This is a genomic window from Prosthecomicrobium sp. N25, assembly GCF_037203705.1.
Lineage (GTDB): Bacteria > Pseudomonadota > Alphaproteobacteria > Rhizobiales > Ancalomicrobiaceae > Prosthecodimorpha.
In genome coordinates this window covers 122,533-146,382 of record NZ_JBBCAT010000003.1, presented here as the reverse complement: position 1 = coordinate 146,382, position 23,850 = coordinate 122,533, and the positions used below count along the sequence as shown (strand labels likewise).

28 protein-coding genes are annotated in these 23,850 nt (G+C 71.0%); 5 read left to right on the top strand and 23 right to left on the bottom strand.

Annotation, left to right across the window (positions count from 1 at the left end; genetic code table 11):
* Positions 1-15 precede the first annotated feature (15 nt).
* The 7 genes from sctJ to sctV form a co-directional block, all read right to left on the bottom strand.
* Entirely contained in the window at positions 16-828 is an 813-nt protein-coding gene (gene sctJ, locus WBG79_RS19800) for a type III secretion system inner membrane ring lipoprotein SctJ (RefSeq protein WP_337358945.1), read from the bottom strand.
* A gap of 17 nt (positions 829-845) precedes the next feature.
* Entirely contained in the window at positions 846-1,328 is a 483-nt protein-coding gene (gene sctI / locus WBG79_RS19795) for a type III secretion system inner rod subunit SctI (protein WP_337358944.1), read from the bottom strand.
* 156 nt (positions 1,329-1,484) lie between these two features.
* The gene (locus tag WBG79_RS19790; protein ID WP_337358943.1) at positions 1,485-1,772 is read right to left on the bottom strand and encodes a hypothetical protein; all 288 of its coding nucleotides are present in this window, start codon (positions 1,770-1,772) and stop codon (positions 1,485-1,487) included.
* Positions 1,773-1,859: 87 nt separating this feature from the next.
* A complete protein-coding gene (locus WBG79_RS19785) occupies positions 1,860-2,591 on the bottom strand; it encodes a hypothetical protein (RefSeq protein WP_337358942.1) in 732 nt (243 codons plus the stop codon).
* Between the two features lie 50 nt (positions 2,592-2,641).
* Positions 2,642-3,154 carry a hypothetical protein gene (locus tag WBG79_RS19780; RefSeq protein ID WP_337358941.1) on the bottom strand — a complete coding sequence of 171 codons (513 nt, stop codon included), beginning with the start codon at positions 3,152-3,154 and terminating at the stop codon, positions 2,642-2,644.
* On the bottom strand, positions 3,151-4,281 hold the full coding sequence (locus WBG79_RS19775; RefSeq protein WP_337358940.1) for a MotA/TolQ/ExbB proton channel family protein: 1,131 nt from the start codon (positions 4,279-4,281) through the stop codon (positions 3,151-3,153). Before WBG79_RS19775 ends, WBG79_RS19780 begins: the two co-directional genes overlap by 4 nt.
* Positions 4,282-4,301: 20 nt before the next feature.
* A complete protein-coding gene (sctV, locus tag WBG79_RS19770; protein WP_337358939.1) occupies positions 4,302-6,434 on the bottom strand; it encodes a type III secretion system export apparatus subunit SctV in 2,133 nt (710 codons plus the stop codon).
* 209 nt (positions 6,435-6,643) lie between these two features.
* On the opposite strand from sctV, the gene WBG79_RS19765 reads away from it, so the two are divergent.
* From WBG79_RS19765 to WBG79_RS19755, 3 genes are read left to right on the top strand one after another with little or no spacing between them, the layout of a single operon-like run.
* Positions 6,644-7,336, top strand: a complete 693-nt coding sequence (locus WBG79_RS19765; protein ID WP_337358938.1) for a Crp/Fnr family transcriptional regulator — start codon at positions 6,644-6,646, stop codon at positions 7,334-7,336.
* Entirely contained in the window at positions 7,333-7,596 is a 264-nt protein-coding gene (locus WBG79_RS19760) for a hypothetical protein (protein WP_337358937.1), read from the top strand. The genes WBG79_RS19765 and WBG79_RS19760 overlap by 4 nt, the downstream gene beginning before the upstream one ends.
* A 34-nt stretch (positions 7,597-7,630) precedes the next feature.
* On the top strand, positions 7,631-7,942 hold the full coding sequence (locus tag WBG79_RS19755; protein ID WP_337358936.1) for an EscF/YscF/HrpA family type III secretion system needle major subunit: 312 nt from the start codon (positions 7,631-7,633) through the stop codon (positions 7,940-7,942).
* A gap of 74 nt (positions 7,943-8,016) precedes the next feature.
* Here the strand turns inward: WBG79_RS19755 and WBG79_RS19750 are convergent, their stop codons facing one another.
* The 13 genes from WBG79_RS19750 to WBG79_RS19690 form a co-directional block, all read right to left on the bottom strand.
* Positions 8,017-10,236: an FHA domain-containing protein gene (locus WBG79_RS19750; RefSeq protein WP_337358935.1), complete on the bottom strand. Its 2,220-nt coding sequence runs from the start codon at positions 10,234-10,236 to the stop codon at positions 8,017-8,019.
* Between the two features lie 141 nt (positions 10,237-10,377).
* Positions 10,378-11,460, bottom strand: coding sequence for a hypothetical protein (locus tag WBG79_RS19745; protein WP_337358934.1), 1,083 nt, complete (start codon positions 11,458-11,460; stop codon positions 10,378-10,380).
* A 57-nt stretch (positions 11,461-11,517) separates the two neighbouring features.
* Positions 11,518-12,714: a hypothetical protein gene (locus WBG79_RS19740; RefSeq protein ID WP_337358933.1), complete on the bottom strand. Its 1,197-nt coding sequence runs from the start codon at positions 12,712-12,714 to the stop codon at positions 11,518-11,520.
* Positions 12,711-13,304 carry a hypothetical protein gene (locus WBG79_RS19735; protein WP_337358932.1) on the bottom strand — a complete coding sequence of 198 codons (594 nt, stop codon included), beginning with the start codon at positions 13,302-13,304 and terminating at the stop codon, positions 12,711-12,713. The genes WBG79_RS19740 and WBG79_RS19735 overlap by 4 nt, the downstream gene beginning before the upstream one ends.
* Before the next feature lie 23 nt (positions 13,305-13,327).
* A complete protein-coding gene (locus WBG79_RS19730; RefSeq protein WP_337358931.1) occupies positions 13,328-13,798 on the bottom strand; it encodes a tetratricopeptide repeat protein in 471 nt (156 codons plus the stop codon).
* Between the two features lie 103 nt (positions 13,799-13,901).
* Complete coding sequence (locus WBG79_RS19725) at positions 13,902-14,375, bottom strand: type III secretion system chaperone (RefSeq protein WP_337358930.1); 474 nt, start codon at positions 14,373-14,375, stop codon at positions 13,902-13,904.
* A 13-nt stretch (positions 14,376-14,388) separates the two neighbouring features.
* Positions 14,389-15,267, bottom strand: coding sequence for a hypothetical protein (locus WBG79_RS19720; protein ID WP_337358929.1), 879 nt, complete (start codon positions 15,265-15,267; stop codon positions 14,389-14,391).
* Positions 15,268-15,282: 15 nt separating this feature from the next.
* The gene (locus WBG79_RS19715; protein WP_337358928.1) at positions 15,283-16,284 is read right to left on the bottom strand and encodes a hypothetical protein; all 1,002 of its coding nucleotides are present in this window, start codon (positions 16,282-16,284) and stop codon (positions 15,283-15,285) included.
* Between the two features lie 38 nt (positions 16,285-16,322).
* Positions 16,323-16,883, bottom strand: a complete 561-nt coding sequence (locus WBG79_RS19710) for a hypothetical protein (protein ID WP_337358927.1) — start codon at positions 16,881-16,883, stop codon at positions 16,323-16,325.
* Positions 16,884-16,987: 104 nt separating this feature from the next.
* Positions 16,988-17,410 (bottom strand): hypothetical protein, encoded by a 423-nt coding sequence (locus tag WBG79_RS19705; protein ID WP_337358926.1) that lies wholly within the window; start codon positions 17,408-17,410, stop codon positions 16,988-16,990.
* The gene (locus WBG79_RS19700; protein WP_337358925.1) at positions 17,407-17,787 is read right to left on the bottom strand and encodes a hypothetical protein; all 381 of its coding nucleotides are present in this window, start codon (positions 17,785-17,787) and stop codon (positions 17,407-17,409) included. Before WBG79_RS19700 ends, WBG79_RS19705 begins: the two co-directional genes overlap by 4 nt.
* A 14-nt stretch (positions 17,788-17,801) precedes the next feature.
* Positions 17,802-19,340, bottom strand: a complete 1,539-nt coding sequence (locus WBG79_RS19695) for a hypothetical protein (protein WP_337358924.1) — start codon at positions 19,338-19,340, stop codon at positions 17,802-17,804.
* Positions 19,341-19,373: 33 nt separating this feature from the next.
* Entirely contained in the window at positions 19,374-19,775 is a 402-nt protein-coding gene (locus WBG79_RS19690) for a hypothetical protein (RefSeq protein ID WP_337358923.1), read from the bottom strand.
* A gap of 139 nt (positions 19,776-19,914) precedes the next feature.
* Here WBG79_RS19690 and WBG79_RS19685 point away from each other — a divergent pair, with 139 nt between their 5' ends.
* Both WBG79_RS19685 and WBG79_RS19680 read left to right on the top strand, forming a co-directional pair.
* Positions 19,915-20,511 (top strand): hypothetical protein, encoded by a 597-nt coding sequence (locus WBG79_RS19685; RefSeq protein WP_337358922.1) that lies wholly within the window; start codon positions 19,915-19,917, stop codon positions 20,509-20,511.
* 26 nt (positions 20,512-20,537) lie between these two features.
* Positions 20,538-20,897 carry a tetratricopeptide repeat protein gene (locus WBG79_RS19680; RefSeq protein WP_337358921.1) on the top strand — a complete coding sequence of 120 codons (360 nt, stop codon included), beginning with the start codon at positions 20,538-20,540 and terminating at the stop codon, positions 20,895-20,897.
* Positions 20,898-20,942: 45 nt separating this feature from the next.
* Here WBG79_RS19680 and WBG79_RS19675 read toward each other — a convergent pair whose 3' ends face one another.
* From WBG79_RS19675 to WBG79_RS19665, 3 genes are read right to left on the bottom strand one after another with little or no spacing between them, the layout of a single operon-like run.
* Positions 20,943-22,796: a patatin-like phospholipase family protein gene (locus WBG79_RS19675; RefSeq protein WP_337358920.1), complete on the bottom strand. Its 1,854-nt coding sequence runs from the start codon at positions 22,794-22,796 to the stop codon at positions 20,943-20,945.
* 41 nt (positions 22,797-22,837) lie between these two features.
* Complete coding sequence (locus tag WBG79_RS19670) at positions 22,838-23,281, bottom strand: hypothetical protein (protein WP_337358919.1); 444 nt, start codon at positions 23,279-23,281, stop codon at positions 22,838-22,840.
* Positions 23,278-23,718: a hypothetical protein gene (locus WBG79_RS19665; RefSeq protein ID WP_337358918.1), complete on the bottom strand. Its 441-nt coding sequence runs from the start codon at positions 23,716-23,718 to the stop codon at positions 23,278-23,280. The genes WBG79_RS19670 and WBG79_RS19665 overlap by 4 nt, the downstream gene beginning before the upstream one ends.
* Between the last annotated feature and the right edge of the window lie 132 nt (positions 23,719-23,850).

Below are 23,850 nucleotides of genomic sequence, written 5' to 3'. Positions count from 1 at the left end.
CTCCCGGCGCGCGGTTCAGGTCGGTTCGACGAGGGCAACCGCCTTGTCGGCGGCGGCGCCCCGGCCGCGGCTGCGGCGGGCGAGCATCAGGACGGCCGTGACGGTGCTGATCAGGAGGAGCCCGATCACGGCGGCCGCGGCGCCGGCAATCTGCCAGAAGCGCGTGGTGTCGGACTCGCGGATCGCAAGCCCGGGCAGGACCTCCACGACACCGCTCGTCTCGGCCTGTGCGGTCACCTTCGTGGGCTGCGCATCGGCCAGCACGACCGTCACGGCCGAATACTCGAGGCCCTCGATCGAGCTCGAGACCAGCCGGCGGATCTGGGGCACGAAGAAGTCGAGGTCGACGCCGGGCTGATGCTTGATGAAGACCGCCGCGGAGGACGGCTTCACGGGCTGGCCGAGTTGGGGCGCGTCCGGGAGCACGATGTGGACCCGCGCGGTCACCACGCCGTCGATGTTGCTCAAGGTTTGGGCGACGTCCTCGCCGAGGGCGTAGATGTAGCGGACGCGCTCCTCGAAGGGGGAGGACATGATGCCGGACTTCTGGAACACCTTGCCGATCGAGTCGCGGCTGGAGCGGGGATAGCCCGCGTCCTTCAGGACCGCGATGGCGCGCAGCATGTCGCGGCCTTCCACCGTGATGGCAAAGCCCTCCTTGCCGCGCGCGACCTTCTCGCTCGGGATGCCGTTCGACATCAGGATCGCCAGCATCTGGTTGGCTTCCGTCTCCACGAGGTTGGAGTAGAGATCCTGCTGGCATCCGGCCAGAAGCACGGCGCCCAAGATCAGCGCGGCGGCGCGCAAGGGCATGCGATGGCTACGCAACACGGATCTCCCGGAAGTCACTGACCCTTCATCAGGGTGTCGAAGGCCTGGGTGGACTTGCCCGTCAGCTTGCTCGTCACCTCGACGAGGAGCGAGAAGCGGACCATTTCCATCTGCATGGCCATCAGCGAGGAAAAATCCGTGTTGGCGGCGTTGGCGACCGCGTTCAGCCGCGCATTCTGGTCGTCGAAGACGCCCCGGAGCTTCTGCAGGCCCTCGATGATGGCGTCGCCCGTGTTGGGCTCGGGCGCCACCGGGGACGGGCCCTCCAGGCCCAAGCCGCGCCGGGCGCGCTCCGCCGCACCGGGGTCGGCGACCGGCTGGGCGTCGGTCACCACCGGCGGCGCAGCCTGCGCCACGTGCGTCGGTTGTGCGGCCCCGAGGGCCTTGCGCATCGCCGCGTCGAAGCCGTCGCCGCCCGGGCCGGTCGGCCGGTCGAGCCCGACGCCGCGAAGCGACTCCGTGCGGGGTGCTCCCGGTACGGTCGTGATGGTGGCCATCGCAGGAACTCCGCCCTCGGGATCGACATCAGCCTATTCTAGCGCTTCACCTTCTCACGGCTGCGCCGCAGCTGACAAGACGCTCTGCATACAATGTCATGACAACTGGCATCTCATCATCGACGTAAAGGATGATGTGTCGCGCGGGCCGGCCGGTCACACCGGCGGGCGGGTCGTCGGGTCCTGATAGACGCTGGCCTTGCGGAGTTCCTCGACCGGATCGAACCGGGTCGAGGCCTGGACCTGCTCGAGATGCAGGATCGCCTGGTTCTCGAGGTACGTCTCGAAGCCGTCGCGGGTTTCCTGGCGGGCGGGCTCCAGGCGCTTCTCGTCCGCCGCCTCGCGGGCCTGGCTCGACGAGACCGGGAGTGGGTTGCGGTCCACGCGCTGAGTCACGTGCTCCGGCAAGGGCACGGACGAGACCCTCTGGATGCTGTCGCTCATGGCCGCCCTCCCTGCGCCGATCTCCAGGCTGGAACTAAAGCATATCGCCTTTTGCATGGGAATGCCGCAGGGGGTGTCACCGAGCGCTCAGGCGCGCCGGCGGCGACGTTCGGCGAAGCCGGCGAGCACCGCGATGGCCAGGAGCGCGAGGGCGTCGAGGCCGCGGGTCAGCATCGCGGCGAGCCGCGCGGAGAGGTCCTCAGGGGGCGTGCCGCCGGGCAGACCGGTGCCGCCGGCCGCTCCCCGCCCGCCAGCCGGCGCATCGGCGCGGTCCCGGCCCGCGCCCGCGACCAGGGCCGCCAGCTCGGACCTGAAGGCCTGCCGGTCGAGCCGGCGCGCCTGCAGGCGCTCGAAGCCGCGCGACCAGCCCTCGCCGGTGCCAGGCGGCCGGCGCAGCGCGCCGGGCACGGACATCTCGGCCACCCCGGCGCGCCCGTCCAAAGCGGCGGCCACCGCGCCGTAGCGGCCGGCGGAGAAGACGAAGACGTCGACGCGCCGGTCCGGGGGCAGGCCGGCGAGGGCGCCGGCCGGCGCGGCCCCGGTCAGCACCGAGGTCCCGTCGGAGGACAGGAGGACGACGCGATCGGCGAAGACGTCGACCGAGACGCCGCCCGGTTCGCCCCGGCGGTGCAGCATGGCCACCATGGCGTCCGGGTCGAGCGGCTTCGCCGCCCGGGCCCCCAGCGTCGCGGCCTCCAGGCTCGCGGGCGGCGTCGCGTCGCGGCCCTTCGGGGCGGCGAGGGCGAGCATGAGGACGAGGACGAAGACCGCGAAGACGTTCGCCGACAGGTCGGTGAGGATCGTGGCGGTCAGGTCCAACGGCGCTCCGGCGGACTGGGGTCGGAGCGCGGCCGCGCGCCGTGCGGGGGTCACCGGCACTCTCCCCTGGCGAGGCCGTCGGGACGGCAGCCCGGTCCGAGGCGGAGGCGCAGCAGGCGGCCGACCCCCGCGCGGGCGACGAGCGGCTCGGCGACGAAGCCGCCTTCCTCGCCGCCGGGCTCGATGGCCAGCAGGACGGGCCTGCCGTCCCGCGCCGCCTCCGCCAGGTAGGCGCGGAGCCCGGGGTCGTCCGGTGCCGCGTCGAGGGGCACCGGGGCGGTCCGGTCGTGCCCGTAGGCGAGCCGGCGCGGGCCGGCGACGACGACCGCGGCCTCGGCGCCGCCATCCGTGATCCTGGCCGTCCGCAGGAGCGCGGCGGCGGCCTCGACGTCCAGCGCCGCGCGCCCGGCGCCGAGCCCGACGAGCGGCAGCACGAGCGCCAGGAGGGGGGCGATGACGGCGGTGAGGCTGAAGAAGAGATCCGACGCGAGGGCGGTCCGCGGCTCGTCCGGCGCAGACCGGGGCGCGGCGTCGAAGCGGCCGGCGAACAGGTCCGGGTTCACCGGGCCGGCTCCGGGCCGGCGGCGGCTAGCCCGGCATCGACCAGGCGTTCGGTGCGTGCGGCGAGTTCGGCCTCGCCACGCTCCAGGGCGCCGAGGACCAGCATGGCGACGAGGCTGGCCACGAGGCCGAGGAGGGTGGTCTCGAACTTGATGGCGAGGCCGGCCAGGCTCTGGCCGATGTCGAAGCCCCGCTCGGTGCCGGCGCCGAGGCCGCGCGGCAGGTCGGCCATGGCGGTGGCGATGCCGACCACGGTGCCGACGAAGCCGAGCAGGGGCAGGAGCGGAACGAGGGTGCGGACGAAGCGGTCGCCGGCGCGACGGAAGCCCTCGTAGGCGAGGGCGGAGAGCAGGCCGCCCCGGTCCTGGGGCCGGCCGGCCTGGTCGAGGGACGCCAGCACGAGGCCCGGCACCCGGCCCGGTGCCTCCCCGGCGAGGCTCGCGGCGGCGCGGGCCGGGTCGGCCGCGAAGCCGTGCGGATCGAGGTCGATGAGCCGTGCCAGCCGGCCAAGTGCGCGCGCGTCGGCGCGGGCGAGGCGGTGCATCTCGAAGGCGTGGGCGAGGATGACGAAGAACAGGAAGACGATCGCGTGGTGGACGGCGGTCTCGCCGAGTGCCGCCGCGATGGCGAACCGGGTCGCCGGATCCGGGCCCGCTCCCTTGAGGTCGGCGGCGAGCTTGTAGAAGACGAGCGTCAGGAAGGCGCCGGTCAGGATCGCGGCGAGAGTGGACGGCAGGCTCGCGGGCGGCACGGCGGCCGTCGGCTTCCGCCAGAAGGCGTCGAAGCGCCGTTCGTCCTCGCAGGCGACGAGGCGGGCGGCGAAGAAGACGGCCGGGAGCTCGGTGAGCAGGGGGCGAGAGGCGATCGTGGCCGCCAGGCCGGCCTCGGGGGCCGCGAGACCGAGCGGGACCAGGAGCACGAGGACCGCGGCGGCCGCGGCGGCCGGGCGGCGCAGCGCGGCGAGGCGACCGCCGGCCCCGACGAGGCCGGGGGCGAGGGCGGCCAGGACGATGCCGGCCGCGACGAGCGCCGGGGCCCCGCGCGCTTCCGCGTGGACGAGGACATGCAGGGCGAGCGCGGCCATGAGGCCGCCGGTGTAGATCGCCACGCGCGCCCCGTCGACTGACATCGGTCCTCCGAGCCGGGCGGTCAGCCGGACGCGATCTGGCTGACGAGCTTGATGCGCTCGAGCGGCTGGACGTTCGCGTTGGGGGCGAGCTCCTGGTAGGACAGCACGGCCAGGTCGGGGAAATCCCGCTCGACGATCTTGCGCAGGAAGCGCCGGATGTCCATCGGGGCGAGGATCACAGGGGGCAGCGTCCGGTTGTTCACCGAGCCGATGACGTTGCGCATGGAGGCGATCAGCTGGCGGTGCACGTCGGGGGCGAGGGCCAGGTAGGAGGCGCCGCTCGTCTGGCGCACGGCACCCCGCACGGCGTCCTCGATCTCCTTGGCGATCAGATAGGCGGGGATCACGTTCTGCCCGCCGGAGAACTTGTGGGTGATGTAGCGGCTGAGCGCGCCGCGCACGTGCTCGGCGAGGACGATCGGGTCCTTCTCGCGCTGGCCCCACTCGACCAGGGCCTCCAGGACGGTCCGCATGTCGCGGATCGAGATCTCCTCGCCGACGAGGCGCTGCAGGACGTCGTTGATGGTGATCACCGGCAGGGTCCTGGTGACCTCCTTGACGAGGTCGCCGAAGTTCTTCTGCATCTGGTTCATCAGATACATGGTCTCCTGGATGCCGACGAATTCGCTGGCGTGGCTCTTCAGCACGTGGGCCAGGTGGAAGGTCAGCATGTTGGAGAGGGTCATGATCTGGATGCCGGCCTTCTCGACGAGGCCGTGGTGCTTCATGGCGACCCAGTAGCTCGGCGTGTTGGGCAGGAAGTCGTTGCCGCGCTCGAAGGGGATGTCGAACATCTTCAGGTTCGCCTCGGTCTCCCGGACGATGAAGTACCCCGGCCGGTAGAGCCCCGAGGCGACCGGGATCTCGTTGACGAGGATGCGGTATTCCCCTTCGCGCAGGTTGTCGTTGAGGCGCAGGTGGACACCCGGGAAGGGGACGCCGAGGTCGAAGTAGAGGGCGCGGCGGACGCGGGCGACCTCGCGGTCCAGCTTGTCGGGGCGGATCGAGTTGCGGACGCTCGAGGCGATGTCGACGATGAGCGGGACCGTCAGCGCGAAGGTGACGGCCTCCACGGGCTCAAGGTCCTCGGCGTCGTCGCGGGAGGCGGGGAAGGACGGGACCGCGCCCTTGGGGGACAGGGCCGGGGCGAGCGCCGGCATCTCCTTCGACCGGCTCTCCGAGCGCAGGGTCTTGCGGCGCTTCAGGATCAGGAGGCCGCCCCCGGCGCAGGCCGCCGACAGGCAGACGAAGACGATCGCCGGGAAGCCCGGCACCACCGCGAAGATGGCCAGGATGGCGGAGGTGATCAGCAGCGCCTTCGGCTCGTTGACGAGCTGGGCGGCGATGTCGGAGCCGAGGTCCTTGTTCTCCTCCGAGGAGACGCGGGTGACGATGAAGCCGGCCGTGATGGAGATGAAGAGCGCGGGGATCTGCTGGACGAGGCCGTCGCCGATGGTGAGCAGCGCGTAGCGTTCGAGCGCCTCGCCGACGCTCATGCCGCGCTGGAGGGTGCCGATGGTGATGCCGCCGATCAGGTTCACGGCGATGATGATGAGGCCCGCGATGGCGTCGCCCTTCACGAACTTCATGGCGCCGTCCATGGCGCCGTAAAGCTGGCTCTCCTTCTCCAGCTTGGAGCGCCGGCGCTTGGCCTCGTCGAGCTCGATCATGCCGGCGCGCATGTCGGAATCGATGGACATCTGCTTGCCGGGCATCGAATCCAGCGAGAAGCGGGCCGACACCTCGGCGACGCGCTCGGAGCCCTTGGTGATGACCATGAAGTTGACGATGGTCAAAATCAGGAAGACCACGAGGCCGACCACGAGGTTGCCGCCGATCACGAATTGGCCGAAGGTCTCGACGATGTGGCCCGCATCCGCCTGGATCAGGATCAGGCGCGTCGTCGAAATCGCCAAGGCAAGTCGAAACAGGGTCGTGAGAAGCAAGATCGAGGGGAACGACGACAGTTGGACCACGTCCGTCAGGTACATGGCGGCCATCAGAAGAATGGCGGACAGCGCGAGGTTGACGCCGATCAGAGTGTCGATGAGTGCCGTCGGAAGCGGCAGGATCATCATGAACACGATACAGACGAGCAGAACAGCCAGGAAGAGATCGTTCCGGCTGGACAGGGCCTGCAGAAAGCGCGTCATGGATGCTCCGCAATCGTGATTGCGACCGGAAGGGCTTCGCTGGAGCTTAAGCCGCCACGGACGAAAGTACCATCCCGTCTGGGCCCTGCGGAAGCTGGCTTGCGCTTTGGAGAACCATCAATAATGTCGGAAGTAGAAACGCGCGGAACGGGGCCGTGCCGCGCCGTCCGGCCGGTCGCGCGGCCGCCGGTCCGGGGGGAAGCGGGCGGATGTTTCTGGCCGGTTCGGAGTTCGACCAGTTGGGGCCGGACGCGCGCGCGGCGCTGCAGGCCGCCGCCATCCGGCGCCGCTACGGGCACAACGCCTTCATCTACATCCAGGAGGAGGAGGCGGAGCACCTCTACGTGGTCCGCTCCGGCCATGTCCGCCTCTCCTATCTGATGGAGGACGGGTCCGCCGTGCTCTACGCCATCCTGCCGGCCGGGGAGAGCTTCGGGGAACTGGGCATCTTCGACGGCGGCGTCCACTGCGACATGGCGACGGCGATCGGCGACACGGTGGTGGCCGCCATCCCGATCGGCGGCTTCCACCACCTGGCGGCGCGCCACGGCGAGATCGGGCGCGCGCTGTCGCGGGTCGTGGCCCGGCGCTACCGGTCTTATATCGACCTGACCCGGATCCTGAGCCTCCGGTCCCTGCCGGCGCGGCTCGCGCAGTCGCTGTTGCGGCTCGCCGACGGGCTCGGCACCACGGCCGAGCACGGGGGGCGGCGGGTGCCCTGCGTCGGGTCGGTGGTCACCCAGACCGACCTCGGCCTGATGGCGCGCGGCGCCCGGGGCAACGTCAACCGGGCCCTGAAGATGTGGGAGCGGGCCGGGTGGATCGCGCTCCGGGACCGCTCCATCATACTGTTGGACCGCCCGCGCCTGGAGGCGCTGGCCATCGAGGACGAGGACGCATGACGGACGACACCGGCGCGGGCGGGACCGCGGTCGACTTCGGGATGACCGACCTGGAGGAGGTCCTGCGCGGACCCGAGGGCGCCTTCGTGCGGGCCGGCCTGATCGAGCGCTTCCGGGTGCTGCAGGAGGAGACCCGCGCCGCCATGGACGCGGGCCTGACGCCGGACGATTTCGCCAAGGCGGAAGCCCTGCTGCGCGGCCTTGCCGCCGCGTCCAAGCTCGTGTTAGCCTTTCCTGTAATTTCAGATCCGGTCCGGTAGGTAGCGGCCGGCGCGTCGTCGAGGGAGCAGGGCCATGGCGGGTACAGCACAACTCTACGCACCGACCGTGGGCTCGAGCGGCAACAACGGCGCATCCTGGGTCAAGGACTACGTGAACCGGGACGGCTTCGACTTGGTTTGGCGCCAGCGCTACCTGCAGGACCAGATGGCGAAGATCGAGGACGACATCCGCGCCATCGAGCTCAACGCCAACCTCTCGGACACCGAGAAGATGTTCTCCATGCAGATGGCCATGAACACGTGGTCGGCAGTGAGCAACCTGCGCACCAACATGCTGAAGAGCGTCTCGGACACGCTGAAGTCGATCGCCCGCAACGTCGCCTGACATCGGCGCGGAAGACGCGGAGAGGAGGCCGGCCGCGGGGCGCGCCGGCCTTTTTCATGCGCGGACGGACGCGGTCAGTTGGCGACCAGCCAGTTCACGTCCTGGCCGTAGATGATGATCGCGAAACGCTCCTTGCCCTGGAGCGCCGAGCCGAGTTCGCCGATGACGGCGAGGCGGTTGTCGGGGTCGGGCGCCGAGCCCTCCGGCAGCTTGCGACCGTCGCGCACCTGCAGGAAGCGGTCCCGCCCGACGCTGACGCCGGTCACGTCGAGCTTGTAGGCGGTGAGATCGCGGGTGACGAAGCGCACGAAGTCCGGGTTGGCACGGGTCTCGCGGAGATACAGGGATCCCGTCGCGAGGGCGGCCGAGCGCGATGCCGCATCGATGGCGCGTGCGCAGGCCGCCGCGGCGCCCGGGTTCAGGGCGGCTTCGAGCAGCAGGACCTGGGTGGGCCGATCGAAGGAGGAGATCGTCATGGCGTCGCTGACGCTGAGGAGATCGAGCCAGAGAAGGACGCCGGGCAGGGCGTGGGCGCTGAGCTGGGCCCCCGGCCAACACGGCGCGCCGTCGCTGGTGCGGGGCTGCAGGCGCTCGGCCAGCAGCGGGCCGTAGAGGCGGGTGAGGGCGTCGGCGCCTCCCTCGCGGGCGAGGGACCGGTCCAGGGTGGAGAGCGCCTCCGACAGGGTTCGATCCTGCCCCGGGCCGTTGAGGCGTCCGCGCCGCCAGGCGTCGATCAAAGATTGCGCGGTGCGGGAGAGGTCGACGGCGCGGTCCGGGGTTGCCGGCGCGGCCTCGGCCGGCTTCGGCGCGGGCTGCGGCGTCGTCCCGGCGGGCTGGGGCGCGGGGACGGGCTCCGGCGCCGCGGCCGGGGTGGCGGCGGCAGGGGCCTCGACCAGGTCCGTGAAGCGGATGCGCGGGGTCGCGCCCTCGGCGCGGACGACCCGGGCCACGGGTCGGGCCGCGTCGGCCGCAGCTTCCGCGGCCCCGGGGGCGGGCTGGGACGTCTTGCGCAGGCCGACGAAGACGTCGGATAGGTCGAACAGGCCCTGCCGGAGCCGGTCGAGGTCGAGGCTGGTGTCGCCGCTCGCCTGGGGCCCGATCGTGATGCCGCGCTGGGCCATGCGGGGGTCGGCCACGAGGTTCCGTCCCGGGTTGCCCTGGAGCTGGACGAAGGACCGGAGCCCGATATCGGCAGCGAAGCGCTGGCCGTAGGCCTGCAGGAAGCCGACCCAGGCATCGACCTTGTCGAGGGTCACGAAGCCGGTCGCCTCGATCAGGTCGGCATCGAGCCGGAACAGGACCGATCCGTCGATCTGGGACTGCCGGGCCAGCCGTTCCACGTCCTTCAGCAGGACGGGCGCAGTACGGATGCGCGACTCCACCGTCTTGAGTCCGAACACCGTGTCGCGCACCAGGGAGACGACCCGGTCGGCCGCGTCCTGGCTCAGCACGACGCCCTCCAGCGAAAGGTCTCCGGACTTGGTGAGGTTGGCCTGCAGCTTGAGGCGGCGGGAGGCGACGAGGTTGTCGACCTCCTGGCGCAGCGATGTCAGCACCCAGAGCCGGGCGTGGACGGGCACGCCGGTCTTCTCGAGCGCGGCCGTCAGGGCGCGGCGCTCGGCGGCGGTCTCGACATAGCCGTTGGCGTAGAGCGTCCCGTCGACCTCCCGGCGAACCTCCACGGGGCGGCCGAAGGGAAACTGGTCGAGCGCCGCACGGACGATCTCCTGGTCGCTGCGGGTTTCGGCGACCCGCGCCCGCGACGCGCCGTCCATGCCGAAGGTGTACCAGGCCGCGCCGAGGCCTGCCGCCACCAGCACCGCCACGAGCGGCCCGGCGAGGCGCGACCAGCCCGCCTCGGTCTCGGCGGGTGACCTCGCCTTGGCGGCGGCGGCGCCGGCGCGGCGGGCGAGGGGGTCGGTCGGCCCGATGTCCTCCGCATCCGTGATGGTCGCCCAGTTGGCGGTCGGCGGTCCGAGGGCGAAGCGGGTCGTGCCGGCGGTGACCACCTCGAGAGGCTCGATCTCCTGCCAGTCGTCGCTGCCGGCCGCCACCACGAGGCCGTTCGAGGTCTTCAGGGACCCGGCCCGGCCGGACACCTGGATCTTGCCGGCCGCCACCCGCAGGCGGGCATGGCCCGGCTTCAAGCTCACGTCGACGAATTGAAGGTCGTCGTCCGGGCCCGAGCCGACGCCGTACTCGCCCGCGACCAGCGACACCTCCGCGCCGGTCTGCAGGCCGCTCAGGACCTTGAGGATGATCCGTTCGCTCGCGCCGCCGCTCGTGTCCGACATCGTCTCACCACGCCCGCCATCACGCGCCGGGCCGGGCGCTCACGGGACCGGCCGTACTGAAATTCCGTCAGACTTTACCGTAGCAATGTGAGCGGGCGGCAGCAACGGCGGCCGCGCCGTCCGCGGCAGCCGGCCGGCCCGTCATGCCGGGATCCGGAAGCGCGCGCCCTGGCGCAGGGCTCCGTCGTCGACGGCGTCCGGGGGCGGCGCGTCGCCGAGGAGCGCCCCCAGGGTGGAGACGACGTCGGTCAGGGCCGCGACGGCCGCCACGAGCGCGCCGGCGATCTTGAGGGCCTTCTCCTGCGCCTCGGCGCTGTCGCTGCGCAGGGCGGTGGCGATCCGCTCGGCCTCCATGCGCATCGCGGCGCCGCGCAGGGAATCGGTGATCTCGTCGAAGAGGTCGGCGATGACCATGGTCCGGGCCGGGTCGGTCTGCAGCTTCACCGGCACGGAGTCCACCAGGTCGGCCGCGATCGCCGTGGCGGCGACGCTCATGAGGGCGACCTGCGCGTCGATCTTCGCGGTGTTGGCGTCGATCCGCGCCGTCAGGTCGGCGATCTTGGTCTCCAGCGCGGCGATGTCGTCCTTCAGCGTGGAGATCTTGGCGGCCTCCGCGTCGCGATCCGCGAGGTTCTGGTCCGCCAGGGCCTGAGCGGCGTCGCGCTGGGCGATCAGGCCCGGGACCTGGCCCGCCAGTTTGGGATCGGCGAGAGCGGCGTCGATCTGCGCGTTCAGTGAGGCGACCTGGCCGGTGTAGTAGACGTACTGGTTGTCGTAAGTGGTGTAGTTCGCCTGGGCCGTGGCGAGTTCCTGCTCCTTGCCGTCCTTCTGCTTCTCCAGTCCGGTCCGCTCGGCCTTCAGCTTGTCGTTCTCGGTCCTCAGCGTGTCGATGGTCTTCATGCTGTCTGTCAGCTGGGCCCAGGCGCTGCGCCGGGCGCTCGACTGGCTCTCGATCCGCTTGTTCTCGTTCTCCCCGAAGGTGATCTCGAGGGCGAGCGAGACCTGGTCGAGGATCGAGGCGGTGTCGCCGACGTTGAGGGGCGCGGCGAGGCCGAGATTGGAGAGGCTCAGCCGGGTGAAGGGCAGGGATCCGTACTGGCTCGGCGCGATGCCGGAATTCGGCCCCTGGCCGACGGCCGGGGCGGTCGCCGCCTGGGTCGGGGACAGGAGCGTGCCGGTCAGGAGGTTCGAGAGAAGCGAGGCGGGGCCGGTGATGGACGACATGTCATTCCCTCCGACGCGTCAGAAGCGTTGCGTGCGGCCGCCGGTGCGGGCGGTCCCTCATTCCATGTAGAGGCGCCTGCGGCGGCGCCGGCCGCCCACGCCCTCGTGCGCCAGCCGCTCGGCCTCGGCGAGGTCCGCCTCGAGGCTCGCGAGGTCGCGCTCGAGCGTGGCCGCGACCGACTTCAGGAGCTTGGCGAGGCGGGCCAGGAAGACCAGGATTCGCCAGCGCTTGTCGGCGTCGACGACCGCCTGCCGGATGCGCCCGACGACGGCCTCGCCGATTCCCTGGGCGGCCAGGTAGGCCACGAGCGCCGCCTCGCCGACGAGCGAAGGATCCTTCCCGCCGGTGTCGTCGAGGAGCCGCAGCGGCGCGGCCTCCTCCCCGGCGCCGACGATCCGGCGCGGCGCCGGCCAGCCGGGGATCATCGCGGCATTGAGGATCCAGGCGTCCAGGTTTTCGAGCGGCAGGGCGGCGAGCGTCGCGGCGGCGGCCGCCTCGGGCAGCGGGACGGCGCTCGAGGGCCGGGCGCCGGCCGCCGCCGTCTCCGTGCCCGGGGGGGCGGCTGCATCCGCCACGGCCCCGCGAAGGCTCGCGGATCGATCCGCGCGGGTCGCGCGCGCGCCCTCCTCGGCCAAGCGATGGTCGGCCGCCCCGGCGTCCTGCCCGGGAGCGGGGGCGGCCTGACGATCCGGGGCGGACCCCGGACGGGTGCCGCCCGGGGGTCCGGGGGCCCGGCGGTCGCGGAAAGGCTCGGCGTCTCCGGCATCGACGTCGGCGGCGTGGTCGGCAGGGCGAAGCATCGCCGCGAGAAGGGCCGGCCTGGGCGTGGGGAGCTGGCCGGGACCGAGGGCGGGCGGCTGCAGCAGGGCGCGCCGCGGCTCCCGGGCCTCGGTCTTCGAGCGGCTGCCGGGCGCTGGTGCTTCGGTCGGGTGCTCCTCGTGGCCGCGCGGCGGGGGGGCGGCCGGGGCCGCCAGGAACCGGAGCGCGACCGATGCGGGCAGGGGCGGGCGGAGTGCCGGATCGGCTCCAGGGAGCGCCTCGCCAGGCGGAGCGAAGGCCAGGCCGACCGGCTCGCGCGCGCGGCGCAGCTCGGCGGTGGCGGGCAGCGGGTTCTCGTCGCGGGCCGCTGGGGCGTCCGCCTCGGGGCCCTGGACGGCGGTGCCGCCGATGTTGCGGGCGATGTCGAGCGCCACGTTGACGCGCGCCATCTGTTCGACGAGGCCGATCAGCCGGTCGGCGGCTCCGACCATCATGGCGGGACGCCCTCGCGCCGGCGCAGCGCCAGGGCGAGCCTGAAGCGCTCGACCTCGGCGCGCATCTCCGCCGGGGTCTCGTCGGTGACACGGGCGTCGAAGCTCTCGAGGTGCCGGGCGGCGTCCCCGGCGCGGCCCTCGGCCAGAGCCAGTTCGAGGCGGTGGAACTCGACCGCCAGGCTGTCAGGCGCCGTCATGGCGGCGGCCTCGAAGGCGCGGCGGGCCTCGTCGCCCTGGCCGCGCAGGCGCAGGCAGATCCCGAAGCCGAGCCAGTGGTCGGTGCGGGTCGGCGCGACAACGCAGAGGGTGCGGAAAAGGTCTTCGGCACGGTCGTAGCGCCCGGCCGCGAACCAGTGATGGGCGCGCGCATAGAGGAGGTCGGCGACACCGGCGGGCAGGGCGAGGCTGTCGCCGACCGACCGGCCCGCCTGCAGGCCGGCGACCACGCGGGATCCGTCCATCCCGAGGCCGTCGAGCGCCTCGGCCAGGAGGCCCGCAAAGAGCCCCGCTTCCTGGGGGTCCAGTCCGAGCACCGCGCCGAGGCCGGGGCTCTCGGTCTGCGCGGCCGGTTCGCGGGCGGCGGTCGACATCGGCTCCTCCGGGGCGGTCGGGTTCAGCCGGCCATGGCCTGGATCTGCCGGCGCAGCCGCTCGGCCTCGGCGGCGATCGCGGACTCCCCGCTCCGGCCGGCCAGGGCGGCCGCCTCGGCGAGATCCTCCGCGGCCTCCGCGTAGGCGGCCATGCCGGCGCAGGCGCGGCCGGAGAGCAGCCAGCCGCGCGGGTCGGTCGGGGCGATCACGATCACCGCGGAGGCGGCCTGGAGCGCGAGGTGGTTCTCGCCCTGGACAAGCGCACAATTGGCGAGGCCGACCTGATAGTCGGGGTCGACGGGGTCGCAGAGCACCAGCGCGGCGTAGATGCGCATGGCCCGCTCGAGCTGGCCGCGCTCGATCAGCGCCTTGGCGATGTCGAGCCCGTAGCGGAGATCGGCCGGCTCCAGGCCCAGCTCCTTCCGGAACAGTCCCTCGACCAGTTGCCGCCCCATGTCGAGGGCCTCGGCAGAAGGCTCGATCCGCTGGTCCATGCCCTTCTCCCACCTGACATTCGAAACTGTGAATTTCTCATCTGAGCACGAAGCGAACCGTCGCGGAAGACGAGAGCTCGGCCGTGGGCCGGTCCCCGGTTCGCTACGGCCGGAAAATGAGGTCCTCGCCGATGCGTTCGGACGAGACGGGGGCCGGCCGCGCGGGCGCGGCGGCGCCCGGCCGGAGTTCGGCGCCCAGGATCTCGGCCTGGTAGACCACGTCCTGCACCGTCTCCTGCAGACGGGGTGGCGTGGCCGCGCCATACGGGACGGCGGCCTCGACCGTCACGGTCGACCGCGTCTGCGGGTCGAGCACGACGCAGCCCCGGTTGCCGACGACGAGGCCCAACCCGAGCCGGAGCAGGCGCGAGACCTGCCGGGCGCGCAACCCCGTGTCCTCCGAGAGCCGCCCGATCCGCGCCGACACCCAGATCCCGGCGCCGTCCGGTGTTTCCTCCAGAGAGACCTCGACGCCGTCGATCGACAGGACCACGCGCGGGCCGCGGCCGAGGTCGGGTGCGGGAAGGTCGAGAGACCGCCACAGGGCGGACACGGACTGCTCGAAGGCGCGGCTCATCGGGGTCCCGGCTTCAGATCTTGGTCAGGGCCTGCATCTGGTTGGCCTGCGCGTCGCGCAGTTCCTTGAGGAAGTTGATGATCGACTTGATCAGCTCGTCGAGCGACTGCTCGATCTCCTTCTTGGTGTCGGCCTGGCTCTTCTCGTACTCGGCGGTGGCCGCCGCGTCGGCGCCCTCGGCGTCGGCCTCCTTGGCCTCGGCCTGGCCCAACGAGTTGGACGCGCCGCTGACCGCACCGCCCAGGCTGTTCACCGAGCCGCCGATCGCGCCGACGCCGCCGGCCTTCGAGTTGCTGGCGGCCGACTGGGCGAGGAGGGAATCGCTGGTGGTCTTCGACACGCCCGGCGCATTCGCCGCCCCGGCGTCCTCGAAGGCCTTGGCGCCGCCGCGGATCGAGATGCCGGCGGCGGCGATCGAGATGGCCGCCGTCACCACCGACACGACGAGGGACACGATCGCGCCGGTCATGAGCGAGTCCGCCGCGTCCCGCATGCTGTTGGCCTGGGACTGGAGCTGGCTCTTTGCGGTCTCGTGCGCGGAGAGCCGGTCCTGCAGCGCGTCCTTGCGGGACTGTGCCGCGTTCTCGACCATGACCCGCGCGAGGAGATCGATGGTCGAGGAGGTCATGATGCGCGAGAGACGCTCCGCGGCGCCCTCGAGGTTGTCGATCGAGGCCTCGGTGTCTCCCGGGACGTTGCCGGACGCGGTCGGGGCGATGTCGGAGCCCTGCAGCAGCGCCAGGAAGATCTCCTTCTCGGCGGGCGGCATGTGCTCGACGCGGGCCTGGATGCCGTCCGCGAAGGCCTGGGCCTCCTGCTCGGGAACCTTCAGGTTGCCGGTCGAGGGATCGACGAAGGAGGCGGGCAGGTACTGGGTGTTGACGGAGATCATGGGGGCCTCCTGGTCTCAGCTGAAGCGGACGCGGGCGAGACTGTCGGCGCGGTCCTTCATGGAGTCGGTGATCGCGTCCAGCATGTCGTTGAAGCGGTTCATCGATCCGACCAGGCGGCTGATCGCCATGTCGATGAACTGGTCGAGGACCTCGAGCATGGCCTCCATGTCCTTGGCCTCGGCCTGCAGGTCGCGGCCCTCGGCCTCCTTCTCGGCGGCCTTGTAGTTGATCACCGCGGAGCTGACGTCGGCGGCGGTCGAGCCCACGGTCACGATGGCGTTGGCGATGGTGGAGACCGCCTGGATCATGTTGGCGACCGCGTTGGCCTGGCCGCCGGGCACGAAGAACATGGCGATCGAGACCGCGATGCCGGCCACGGCGAGAAGGGCCTTGAAGCCCATGTCGATGCCCATGGCGACCTCGTCGGAAGCCCCGAAGGCCTTGGCGAGGTTGCCCATGATGCCCGATCCGGTGCCGAGCTGGACCATGCTGTCGATGGCCATGACCATGCCGATGACGCCGGCGGTAATCAGCAGGGCGCCGACCGCCTGGAACCCGGGGATGGCCGACAGGAGGGCGCCGGCGATGATCGCGATCGCGGAGGCGATCGCCATGAAGATCGCCTTGATCCAGCCGAAGGGACCCTTCCGCTCCTCGGCGGCCTCCTTGATCTTCTTCTCGGCCTCCTCGAGCTTCTCGCGCTTGTCGGCGAGGCTCGTGCGCTTCATCTCGGTGTCGACGTTGATCTTCGATTCCTGCGATTTCGACTCGATGTCCTTCATCTTCTCGGTGATTTCGGCGAGAAGGACCTCGACCATGTCGCCGACCATCGTCGGGACCATCCGGGCGATGGCGCCCATGACCGCACTGTAGGCCGGCGTGGAAGGGTCGGGCGCCGCGCCGGTCTGGCCGACCACGCCGGAGCCGGTGATGTCGCGGCCGGTGAGACTTTCGAGGGTGCTCGAGTAGATGCCGACCGAGCCGATGGAGGAGGAGCCGATCTTGACGTCGGACATGGGGTGATCCTTTCGGGAGAGGGTGGGGACGTGGGCCGTCAGGCCCCGGCGGCCTTTTCGGCCACCACGGCGAGGAGCTGTTCGGCCCGTGCCGCCGTGTCGGCGTCCTTGGATCGGTTGGCGAAGTCCCGCGCGTTGGTGAAGCAGTCGCCCGCGCTCTCGTATTCCTGGTTGGCGAGGAAGCACTCGCCGAGCCGGAGGTGTCCGGCGCCGTTGGTCGCGTCGAGGGCGAGGAAGTGGACGTAGAGCTTGCCGGCGGTGGCGTAGTCGCCCTGCAGCTGGTACGTGCCGGCCAGCGCGAAGATGGTCCGGGCGTCGAGCGGCTCGAGCTGGTAGAGCACGGTCAGGACGTCGCGCGCCTTGGCGGGCTCGCCCGCCTCCAGGAGCCGGTAGGACTGGACGAACAGGGCGTCGCGGTGCTCCGGCTTGAAGCCGAGGATCTCGCCGAGGGACATGCCGTCGCGCATGTGCTCGATGACGCTGCGCTGGCGCGGAGTGAGGTCGGCCTTCTCGAGGAACTCGGCCATGCGGGGCACCATGATCCCCATGGCGTTCTCCCATTCCGCCGGCGAACTGGGCAATCCGTCCAGAATCGACATCGTCTCGTCTCCGTCGCCCGCACCGCCGAGGTGGGGCATGACCGGAATGTTAGCTCGACCGGGGCAGGGCGGTGTGTCGAAGGTGACAGGCCGGACGGTTCGTCTCAGCGCTCGTCCGGGCCCGTGGCGGTGCCGTGCCGGAGGTAGCTCTCGACGGCGTCGCGGGCCCGGTCCCCGTCGCCGAGCTCGAAGAGGCAACGGGCCTTGACGTAGCGGCGCATGCGCTGGCGCTCGGTCATGCGATACTGGCCGAAGCGCTCGATGGGGTCGATCCTGTCGAGTTCGTCGAGGCAGGCGAGGGCGCCCGGCCAGTCCTGACGGAAGAAGCGCATGACGGCGCGGCCGAGCACCACGTCGGCGCCCGCGTCGCCGAGGGCGTGCAGGGCTTCGAGGATCGTGGAGGCCCGGTCGACGTAGCCGTGCTGGGCGAGGACGAAGACGTGGAGCAGAAGGAATCCGCGGACGCGGTCCGGCAGGGGAGCGCCGTCGGGCGGCACGGCGGATCCGAAGTCGCTCTCGTGCTTCATCCGCGCAACAGCACGGCCAGGGCCCGCCGGACCTCCTCGTCGAGCTCCGCGGCCGCCTCGAGATGCTGGGCGGCGCGGTCGAGCACGTCGCGGCGGCGGCCGGCGGTCGCTTCGGCGGCCTCGCGGAAGATGGTGCGGGCAGACAGGCGTGCATCGGCGAGGACGGAGGGCTCGAGCAGGTCGGGGTCGAGCGTCTCGGGCTGGAGCAGCAGCGGCAGGCGCTCATCCAGCGAAGGGCGGCGCAGGACCTCGTCCAGGGGGCGGAACTGGGGCAGGAAGGCCGGCGGCAGCCCGCTCTCCCGGGGCAGGTGGACCTCGTCCTGGACCTGCCACCGGGTGATCTCCTCGACGCCGCGGTCGAGACTGCGGATCCGCATGGGTACGCCTCCGTTCAGCCGCCGGTCGCCCGGCCGATCGACTGGATGGTGTCGAACAGCTTGGAGAGCGCCCCGGTCGCCAGGTCGAAGTGCCGGTCCTTCTGCTTGTTGAGCGAATTGATGTCGTTCATCTTGATCTGGCTCTGCTGATTGATGATCGTCACCGTGTCCGACAGCCGCGTGCCCAAGCTGTCCCAGGTCGTCTTGTAGTGCTTTTCCAAGTAGTTGCCGGCGTTGTTGAACATGTCCTCGTCGGGGCGGTCGGCGCCCCGCATGGACTCGATCGGATGAGCTATGCCGCCGAGCGCGTCCTCGAACATCGACACGATCTTGCGCTGATCCACGGTCAGGTTGCTCACCGACTCGTTGTCGGTGGTGTTGCCGAGGACGTTGCGCTGTTCGTCGGTCTCCTCCGGGTTGAACTTGCCGGCCACGTCGTTGACGATCTGCTGCATCACCGCATAGGTCTGCAGCAGGGCGTTCTGCTGATTGACCTCCTCGGTCTCGGCGATGACCCGGGCCTCGACCGTCAGATTGTAGTTGAGCTGCAACATGAATACGAGGGTCGGCACGTCGAGGCGCTTGTCTGCGACCGTCCCCGTCGCGGCGATCCGCAGCCGGTCGTTGTCCAGGGCCAGGATCCGCTTCTCCTGCTCCATGAACGCTTTGAAGCCGTTGGCTATGGTTTGTCCCGAATCGGTGCTGACCACGTTCACCCACTGGGTGCCGAACGGAAAGCGGGTCGACAGGCTCTCCTGCGTCGTGACCGCGAAGGCCAGCGCACGATCATAGCGCGTCTTGATCAGGGCGATCTGCGCGTCGATGTCCTTCTGCGAGAAGACCGCCTGGTTGTCGAGGCGAGTCTTGATGTTGTTCAACTCCTTGAGAAAGATCTCGTAGTTCCGCACGGGTGGATTGTCGTAGGCCAGTTGATCGAGCCGGCCCGTGTGCGTGCTGTTGATGGCGCTGATGGCCGCGTCGACGTCCGCCTTGGCGTCCGCACGGGCGTCCAGATAGGTGTCGGTGCCGGTCGGTGTGAGGCCGAGCTTGAGGCCGACGCCGGTCGAGCTCGTGAAGGCCCCCTCCTTGGTGATGCGGATCTGGTCGACGAGGGGCATCTTCGAGAAGTCGGCCTTGGCCAGGTTCTCCACCACATAGATCCGCTGGTCGTCGTCCGACACGATCACGGTGATGGGCGGCTGGGCGCCCCTGATAGTGACCCCCTTCTGCGCGCCTGTGGCGCCCGGAATGCTGCCGGACGCGGACGACCCGTTGGCCTGTACGTATTCGAGCTGGTAGGCCGAGTGCCAGGACATGAACTCGTTGGGATCGAGGGTGGTCGGGCTCTTGGTGATGTCGGCGGGCGGGTTCGGCAGCTTGTTGGTGACGCCGTCGAAGAAGGGGAAGAGCTTGTCCACCGTGTTGGCGATGACTGGCGAGGTGGTCGCCTGGCTGCCGGGGAGGTAGTGGTAGGGGATCGGCTCCGCCTGCCCGGGGCTCGGCGGGTTGAGGACGCCGATGCTGGTCGCGGGGTTGAACCAGAAGTTGGACATCGGTCCCTCTCTCGCGGCGGGCCAGCGCGGCCCTCAGATCTTCAGGACGACCCGCCGGCGCCTGGCTTCGGCGGCGACCGGGGTTGCGGGCGGGGCGGGCGGCGGGGCGGGCTCACCCGACCGCGCTTCGACGAGGACGCGCACCCTTGCGTTCAGCATGTCGACCAGGAAGTCGATCTCCGCCATGTCCTGGGCATGTGCCATCTCGGCGACGATGCCGGTCGCGACGGGATCGGCGCGGACCAGGTCGGAGGCGGCGACCGTCTGCAGGGCTCGGCGGATCTCCTCGAGGACCCGCCGCCAGTCCTCGGCGCTCGCGCGCGGCTGCTGGCGCGCCAGGAACGCCTCGGCCGCCGCGATCGCCTCCGCGGCCGAACCGGTTCCCGGTTTCCCGGGCGGCGGGCGGCTTGCGTCCCGATCCTCGACGTCCGTCATCACGCGGCCTGTCCTCCGCCCCGCACGGGCTCCCGCCCCACTTTAGCCGAGAGGCCGGCGTCCCCTGTGACGAACGTGACATGCGCGGCCCGCCCGGGCGGGTAGCCTGGAAGGCCGAGATCCCCGAGGACTGGAACGAGTGCCCGACGCACCCGTCGCGATCATGAAGGCGGTTCTGACGCTGCCGCCCGCGTCGCCGGACCCGGACGTCCGGAGCGCCGAGTCCGGCGCCTTGTGGCGGGCGGGGCTGGCGCGGTTGGGGGGACCGGCGGCGGAGGCGCTCGATCGCCTCGCGGGGGATGTCGGCATCGGGCCGGGGTCCGCCGGCCCGACGGGGGTCGTCCGCTTCGACGATCTGCGGGTCGCGGCAGCGTCCGCGCTCGCTGCGCTCGACGGGACGTCGCCGGCCGGCGCGCTCGCCGGTGCGATCGCCCCCCTCGTGATGCTGTGCGGGAACGACGCGTCGGGTCCGGACGGTCTCATCGGCCTTGCGGCCCTCGCCGTCCGCCGGGACGACGTGGCCGCGGCGGCCGTCTTCGCGGGCGAGGCGCTCCGGCTGGCGCCGGGCCATCCGCGCGCGGCCTGCCTCGCCGGCTTCGCGGCGCTGGCGGCCGGCGACCGCAAGGGCGCGCAGCAGCTCCTCGCCGGCACCGCGCGCCTCGCCCGGCGCCGCCCGGAGTACCGGGAGGACCTGCGGGCCGCGCAGCAACTCCTGCTCATCATGCATCTGACGTGACCGCCATGGCTGGGGAGCCCACCGGGATGACCGACCTCGAACCAGACGACGTCCGCGCGCTCGCCGATCTCGGCTTCCTGGCGCTGTCGCGGGGGCTCGGCGTGGAGGCCGAGGCCATCTTCGAAGCGCTGCGGGCGGTCAGGCCCGGCGAGGAGGCGCCGCTCATCGGCCTCGGCCTCGTCCGCCTGGCGGCGGGCGAGTTCGACCGGGCCGTCGCGCAGTTTCGGGCCGCGCCGAAGACCGATGCGGCCTTGACGTTCCTGGGCATCGCGCTGCTGCGCCAGGGCGCGCTGGCGGAAGCCCGGCGGGTGCTGGAGACGGTGGCGGCGGCCGGGGAGGGCGGCCCCGCGGACCTGGCCCGCCAGACCCTCGCCGAGATCGGCTGAAGGGTCTGCGGCGGACCGCCGGAGCGGTCCGCCGGGACCGGACGGTCAGGAGCCGATGAGAACGCCGGCCTGGCGCCCGTTCACAAGCTCGTTCACCTTGTCGTAGACCGCCATGGCGCTCGCGAAGAGCTGCCGGGCATCGCCGTCCGATCGGCGGTCGTTCTGGAACTGGCCGAGCGTCGGCGGCCCGGCGTCGAGCATCTGCTGGCGCTCCTGCGGCGAGAGGCTGGCCACCACCTGGTCGACGCTCGTGTAGACCTCCTGGACCGCCTGATCCTGGCGGGCGGCGACGAACTCGAGCGCCCGCATCTGCGATTCCAGCGTGGCCTGGCCGATGCGCTTCTCGGAGGCGTCCAGATCCAGCGTGCCGATGCTGCCGTGGTGGACGACGATCACGTTGGGGCCGGCGTCGCGGACATTCTGGGTGTCCTGCTGCTTGTTGAGCGCGAAGTTCTTGTCGCCGGCGATCCGGCCGACGAGCTTGTCGATGAAGCCCGGCTTGGTCTTCGGCGGCGCCTCCGGGTCGTGCATCTTCTTGTAGGCCTTGCCGCCGTCGTCGAAGGTCATCAGCAGGGTCTTGGAGTTCGCCTGTTCCAGGTCCCGCGTCGCCTCGGCGAGGGCCTTGCCGGCAAGCTCGATCCGCCCGGCGTCCCGGGACTTGACGGCGTCGTCCATCTCGGCCTGGGCGGTCGCGACCTTGTCCTTGAACGGCTGCAGGATGGCGTTGGACGGCATGTTGGAGCCGACGCCGCCGTCCACCCAGGTCTTGCCGTTGAAGTCGACGGAGGCGAAATACAGCGGGATGCTCATGGAGATGCGTCCCGCGACGGCGATCGGCATGTCGGGCGCGGTATCGGCGTTGAAGTAGGCGAGCTGGGAGTCCGAGCGGTTCATGCCGGTCAGGGTCAGTTCCTTGATATCGGGGAAGATCTTCGCCATGGCCCGGAGGTCGCCGAAGGTGACCATCTTGTCGGTGCGGTTCGCCTCGAAATTCGGCGGCTCCTTCAGGATCTCCATGCGGGCGAACTCGGCGTCGCTGAGCGTCCCGTCGGCATGAGCCTGCACGACCGTGTCCCAGTTCTGGTCGAGCTTGTCGTAGGCGCGCATGGAGGAGACTTCGTCGAGGGTCCTCAGAGCCGTGCCGGCCGTATGGCCGACGCGGTGCCCCATGCTGACCATGGGGTAGCATTCCTTGAAGTTGCTCGGCGTGCCCTTCAGGCCGTTGATGTCGGTGTTCTTGGAGAACTCCGCGAAGGTTTCGGCGGACATGCCGCAAGCGAGACCCACAGCCGTCAGCGCACCGGCCGAGGTGCCGACGATCTGCTTGAGGTCGCTCAGGGCGCCGCTCTTCTCGAGCTCCACCAGGGCGGCCGAGTTGCCGATGCCCTTGGCGCCCCCGCCGCGCAGGATCAGGTTCTCGATCGGCGGAGCCGGCTTGGTGACGACCAGCTTGATCTGGCCGTCCGCCGTCTTCAGCGGGGTCACGTGCGGGGTCGTGTCCGGCTTACCGTAGATCGTGGTGAACTGCACCATCTTCTGCAGCGACTTGACGTTCGCCGTGTGGACGGCGGCGTTGAAGTCGGCGCGGCTCATCTTCTTGCCGGCGAGTTCCGGCTGGGCGAAGGTGTCGTTGACGATCTTGTCGAGCGCCTTGGCGCCCGCCCTCTCCAGGTTCCTCTGCATCGCCGGGGTGAGCTGCAGCTCGGCCCCGAGCTTCGCGACGCTGGTGCTGAAGTGCTCCTTGAACTGGCTCCGCGCCTCCTGGAGCTGCGCCTGGGATCGCGTCGGCTCGCGCTTGAGGAAGGCGAACATGCTGTGCTTGGGCTTGGCGGCATCGACCGTGCTCTGCCACTTCATCGTGGCGCTGGGCGGCATGCGGGCGCCATGGACGTCGCTCATGATGCGGTCCTCCCCGGACGAAGGTCTGAAAACGAAAGGCGTCAGATGGTATGAAGCGTCACGTCGGGGGCGTCGGCCGGCATGAGGGCGGCAAGCACCTCGCGCAGCTCGGTCGCCTGGGACGATGCGTACTGGATGAGGTCGGACACCTCGCCGTCTTCGAGATCGGCGAGGGCGGCGCGGACCGTGACGGCAACGAGGCCGGCGGGCGTGATGCCGACCGCGAAGGGGTTGCCGCGCAGCGCCAGGCCGTTCAGCTGCAGGAGGAGCCTGACGACCGCGTTGCGCACGCCGCCGAAGAGCCCCGTGGCGTCGAGCACGAAGGCGTCGACGATCACCTCGCGGCCATTCGGGTGCAGGGTCAGGCGCACGGGCAGATCCTCGTCGAAGAGGAGATCGACGGTGGTCGCGCTCGATGCCTCGATGTCCGGGCCGATCGACTGGACGACCCGCGCGAAGGCTTCGTTCTCGATGAGGCTTGTCATAGCGGGAGCCACACGTTGCCGTCGTTGAGGTCGAGGGGTGCGTCGGCGGCCGGTGCCGTGCGCGGGCGGGCCGCCGCGAGGAGGGCCGCGACGGCGGCCTCAACGGTTTCCGCGGTCGCGTGGCAGCGGGGCAGGACCATGCCGAAGCCGAGCCGGCCGGCCTCGTCGGCCGTCGCCACGATCCCGTCGTCGATCCGGCGCAGCCAGGTCGCCTCCAGCCAGGCCCAGCCGAGGTCGCCCGCCGTCTCCGCGTCGGCCGGCGCCGGCTGCGGGGCGCTCAACAGGAGGGTGGTGACCTCGGCGCCGCCGACCCGCACCAGGTCCAGGACGCGGTCCTCGCCGAGATCGACCGAATAGGTCTCGGATTCCGTGTCGGCCGCGTCGCGCCATGGCGCGAAGGCGGTGCCGAGCATCTCCTCTGCAAGTTCTCTGTCCACGTGCAGGCCTCCCTCGCCGACAGAATATCCATAGCGAAGGCTGCGTTGCCGCCTGTCACATAGATCACATTCGCATGCAGGCATGGCTTCCGGCCGGCACGCCGGGGCGGCGCCCCGGGGCCAGGCGCCTCA

What these genes read in the sequence shown, in the direction of transcription:
- WBG79_RS19760 (WP_337358937.1), top strand. Translation starts at nt 7,333, where the DNA reads ATGACGGACGACACCGGCGCGGGCGGGACCGCGGTCGACTTCGGGATG.
- WBG79_RS19740 (WP_337358933.1), bottom strand. Translation starts at nt 12,714, where the DNA reads ATGATGGTCGGAGCCGCCGACCGGCTGATCGGCCTCGTCGAACAGATG.
- WBG79_RS19670 (WP_337358919.1), bottom strand. Translation starts at nt 23,281, where the DNA reads ATGACAAGCCTCATCGAGAACGAAGCCTTCGCGCGGGTCGTCCAGTCG.
- WBG79_RS19690 (WP_337358923.1), bottom strand. Translation starts at nt 19,775, where the DNA reads ATGACGGACGTCGAGGATCGGGACGCAAGCCGCCCGCCGCCCGGGAAA.
- sctI (WP_337358944.1), bottom strand. Translation starts at nt 1,328, where the DNA reads ATGGCCACCATCACGACCGTACCGGGAGCACCCCGCACGGAGTCGCTT.
- WBG79_RS19775 (WP_337358940.1), bottom strand. Translation starts at nt 4,281, where the DNA reads ATGTCAGTCGACGGGGCGCGCGTGGCGATCTACACCGGCGGCCTCATG.
- WBG79_RS19790 (WP_337358943.1), bottom strand. Translation starts at nt 1,772, where the DNA reads ATGAGCGACAGCATCCAGAGGGTCTCGTCCGTGCCCTTGCCGGAGCAC.
- WBG79_RS19710 (WP_337358927.1), bottom strand. Translation starts at nt 16,883, where the DNA reads ATGTCGATTCTGGACGGATTGCCCAGTTCGCCGGCGGAATGGGAGAAC.
- WBG79_RS19725 (WP_337358930.1), bottom strand. Translation starts at nt 14,375, where the DNA reads ATGAGCCGCGCCTTCGAGCAGTCCGTGTCCGCCCTGTGGCGGTCTCTC.
- WBG79_RS19765 (WP_337358938.1), top strand. Translation starts at nt 6,644, where the DNA reads ATGTTTCTGGCCGGTTCGGAGTTCGACCAGTTGGGGCCGGACGCGCGC.
- WBG79_RS19755 (WP_337358936.1), top strand. Translation starts at nt 7,631, where the DNA reads ATGGCGGGTACAGCACAACTCTACGCACCGACCGTGGGCTCGAGCGGC.
- WBG79_RS19735 (WP_337358932.1), bottom strand. Translation starts at nt 13,304, where the DNA reads ATGTCGACCGCCGCCCGCGAACCGGCCGCGCAGACCGAGAGCCCCGGC.
- WBG79_RS19705 (WP_337358926.1), bottom strand. Translation starts at nt 17,410, where the DNA reads ATGAAGCACGAGAGCGACTTCGGATCCGCCGTGCCGCCCGACGGCGCT.
- WBG79_RS19750 (WP_337358935.1), bottom strand. Translation starts at nt 10,236, where the DNA reads ATGTCGGACACGAGCGGCGGCGCGAGCGAACGGATCATCCTCAAGGTC.
- WBG79_RS19695 (WP_337358924.1), bottom strand. Translation starts at nt 19,340, where the DNA reads ATGTCCAACTTCTGGTTCAACCCCGCGACCAGCATCGGCGTCCTCAAC.
- WBG79_RS19720 (WP_337358929.1), bottom strand. Translation starts at nt 15,267, where the DNA reads ATGATCTCCGTCAACACCCAGTACCTGCCCGCCTCCTTCGTCGATCCC.
- sctV (WP_337358939.1), bottom strand. Translation starts at nt 6,434, where the DNA reads ATGACGCGCTTTCTGCAGGCCCTGTCCAGCCGGAACGATCTCTTCCTG.
- WBG79_RS19680 (WP_337358921.1), top strand. Translation starts at nt 20,538, where the DNA reads ATGACCGACCTCGAACCAGACGACGTCCGCGCGCTCGCCGATCTCGGC.
- WBG79_RS19715 (WP_337358928.1), bottom strand. Translation starts at nt 16,284, where the DNA reads ATGTCCGACGTCAAGATCGGCTCCTCCTCCATCGGCTCGGTCGGCATC.
- WBG79_RS19675 (WP_337358920.1), bottom strand. Translation starts at nt 22,796, where the DNA reads ATGAGCGACGTCCATGGCGCCCGCATGCCGCCCAGCGCCACGATGAAG.
- WBG79_RS19700 (WP_337358925.1), bottom strand. Translation starts at nt 17,787, where the DNA reads ATGCGGATCCGCAGTCTCGACCGCGGCGTCGAGGAGATCACCCGGTGG.
- WBG79_RS19730 (WP_337358931.1), bottom strand. Translation starts at nt 13,798, where the DNA reads ATGGACCAGCGGATCGAGCCTTCTGCCGAGGCCCTCGACATGGGGCGG.
- WBG79_RS19745 (WP_337358934.1), bottom strand. Translation starts at nt 11,460, where the DNA reads ATGTCGTCCATCACCGGCCCCGCCTCGCTTCTCTCGAACCTCCTGACC.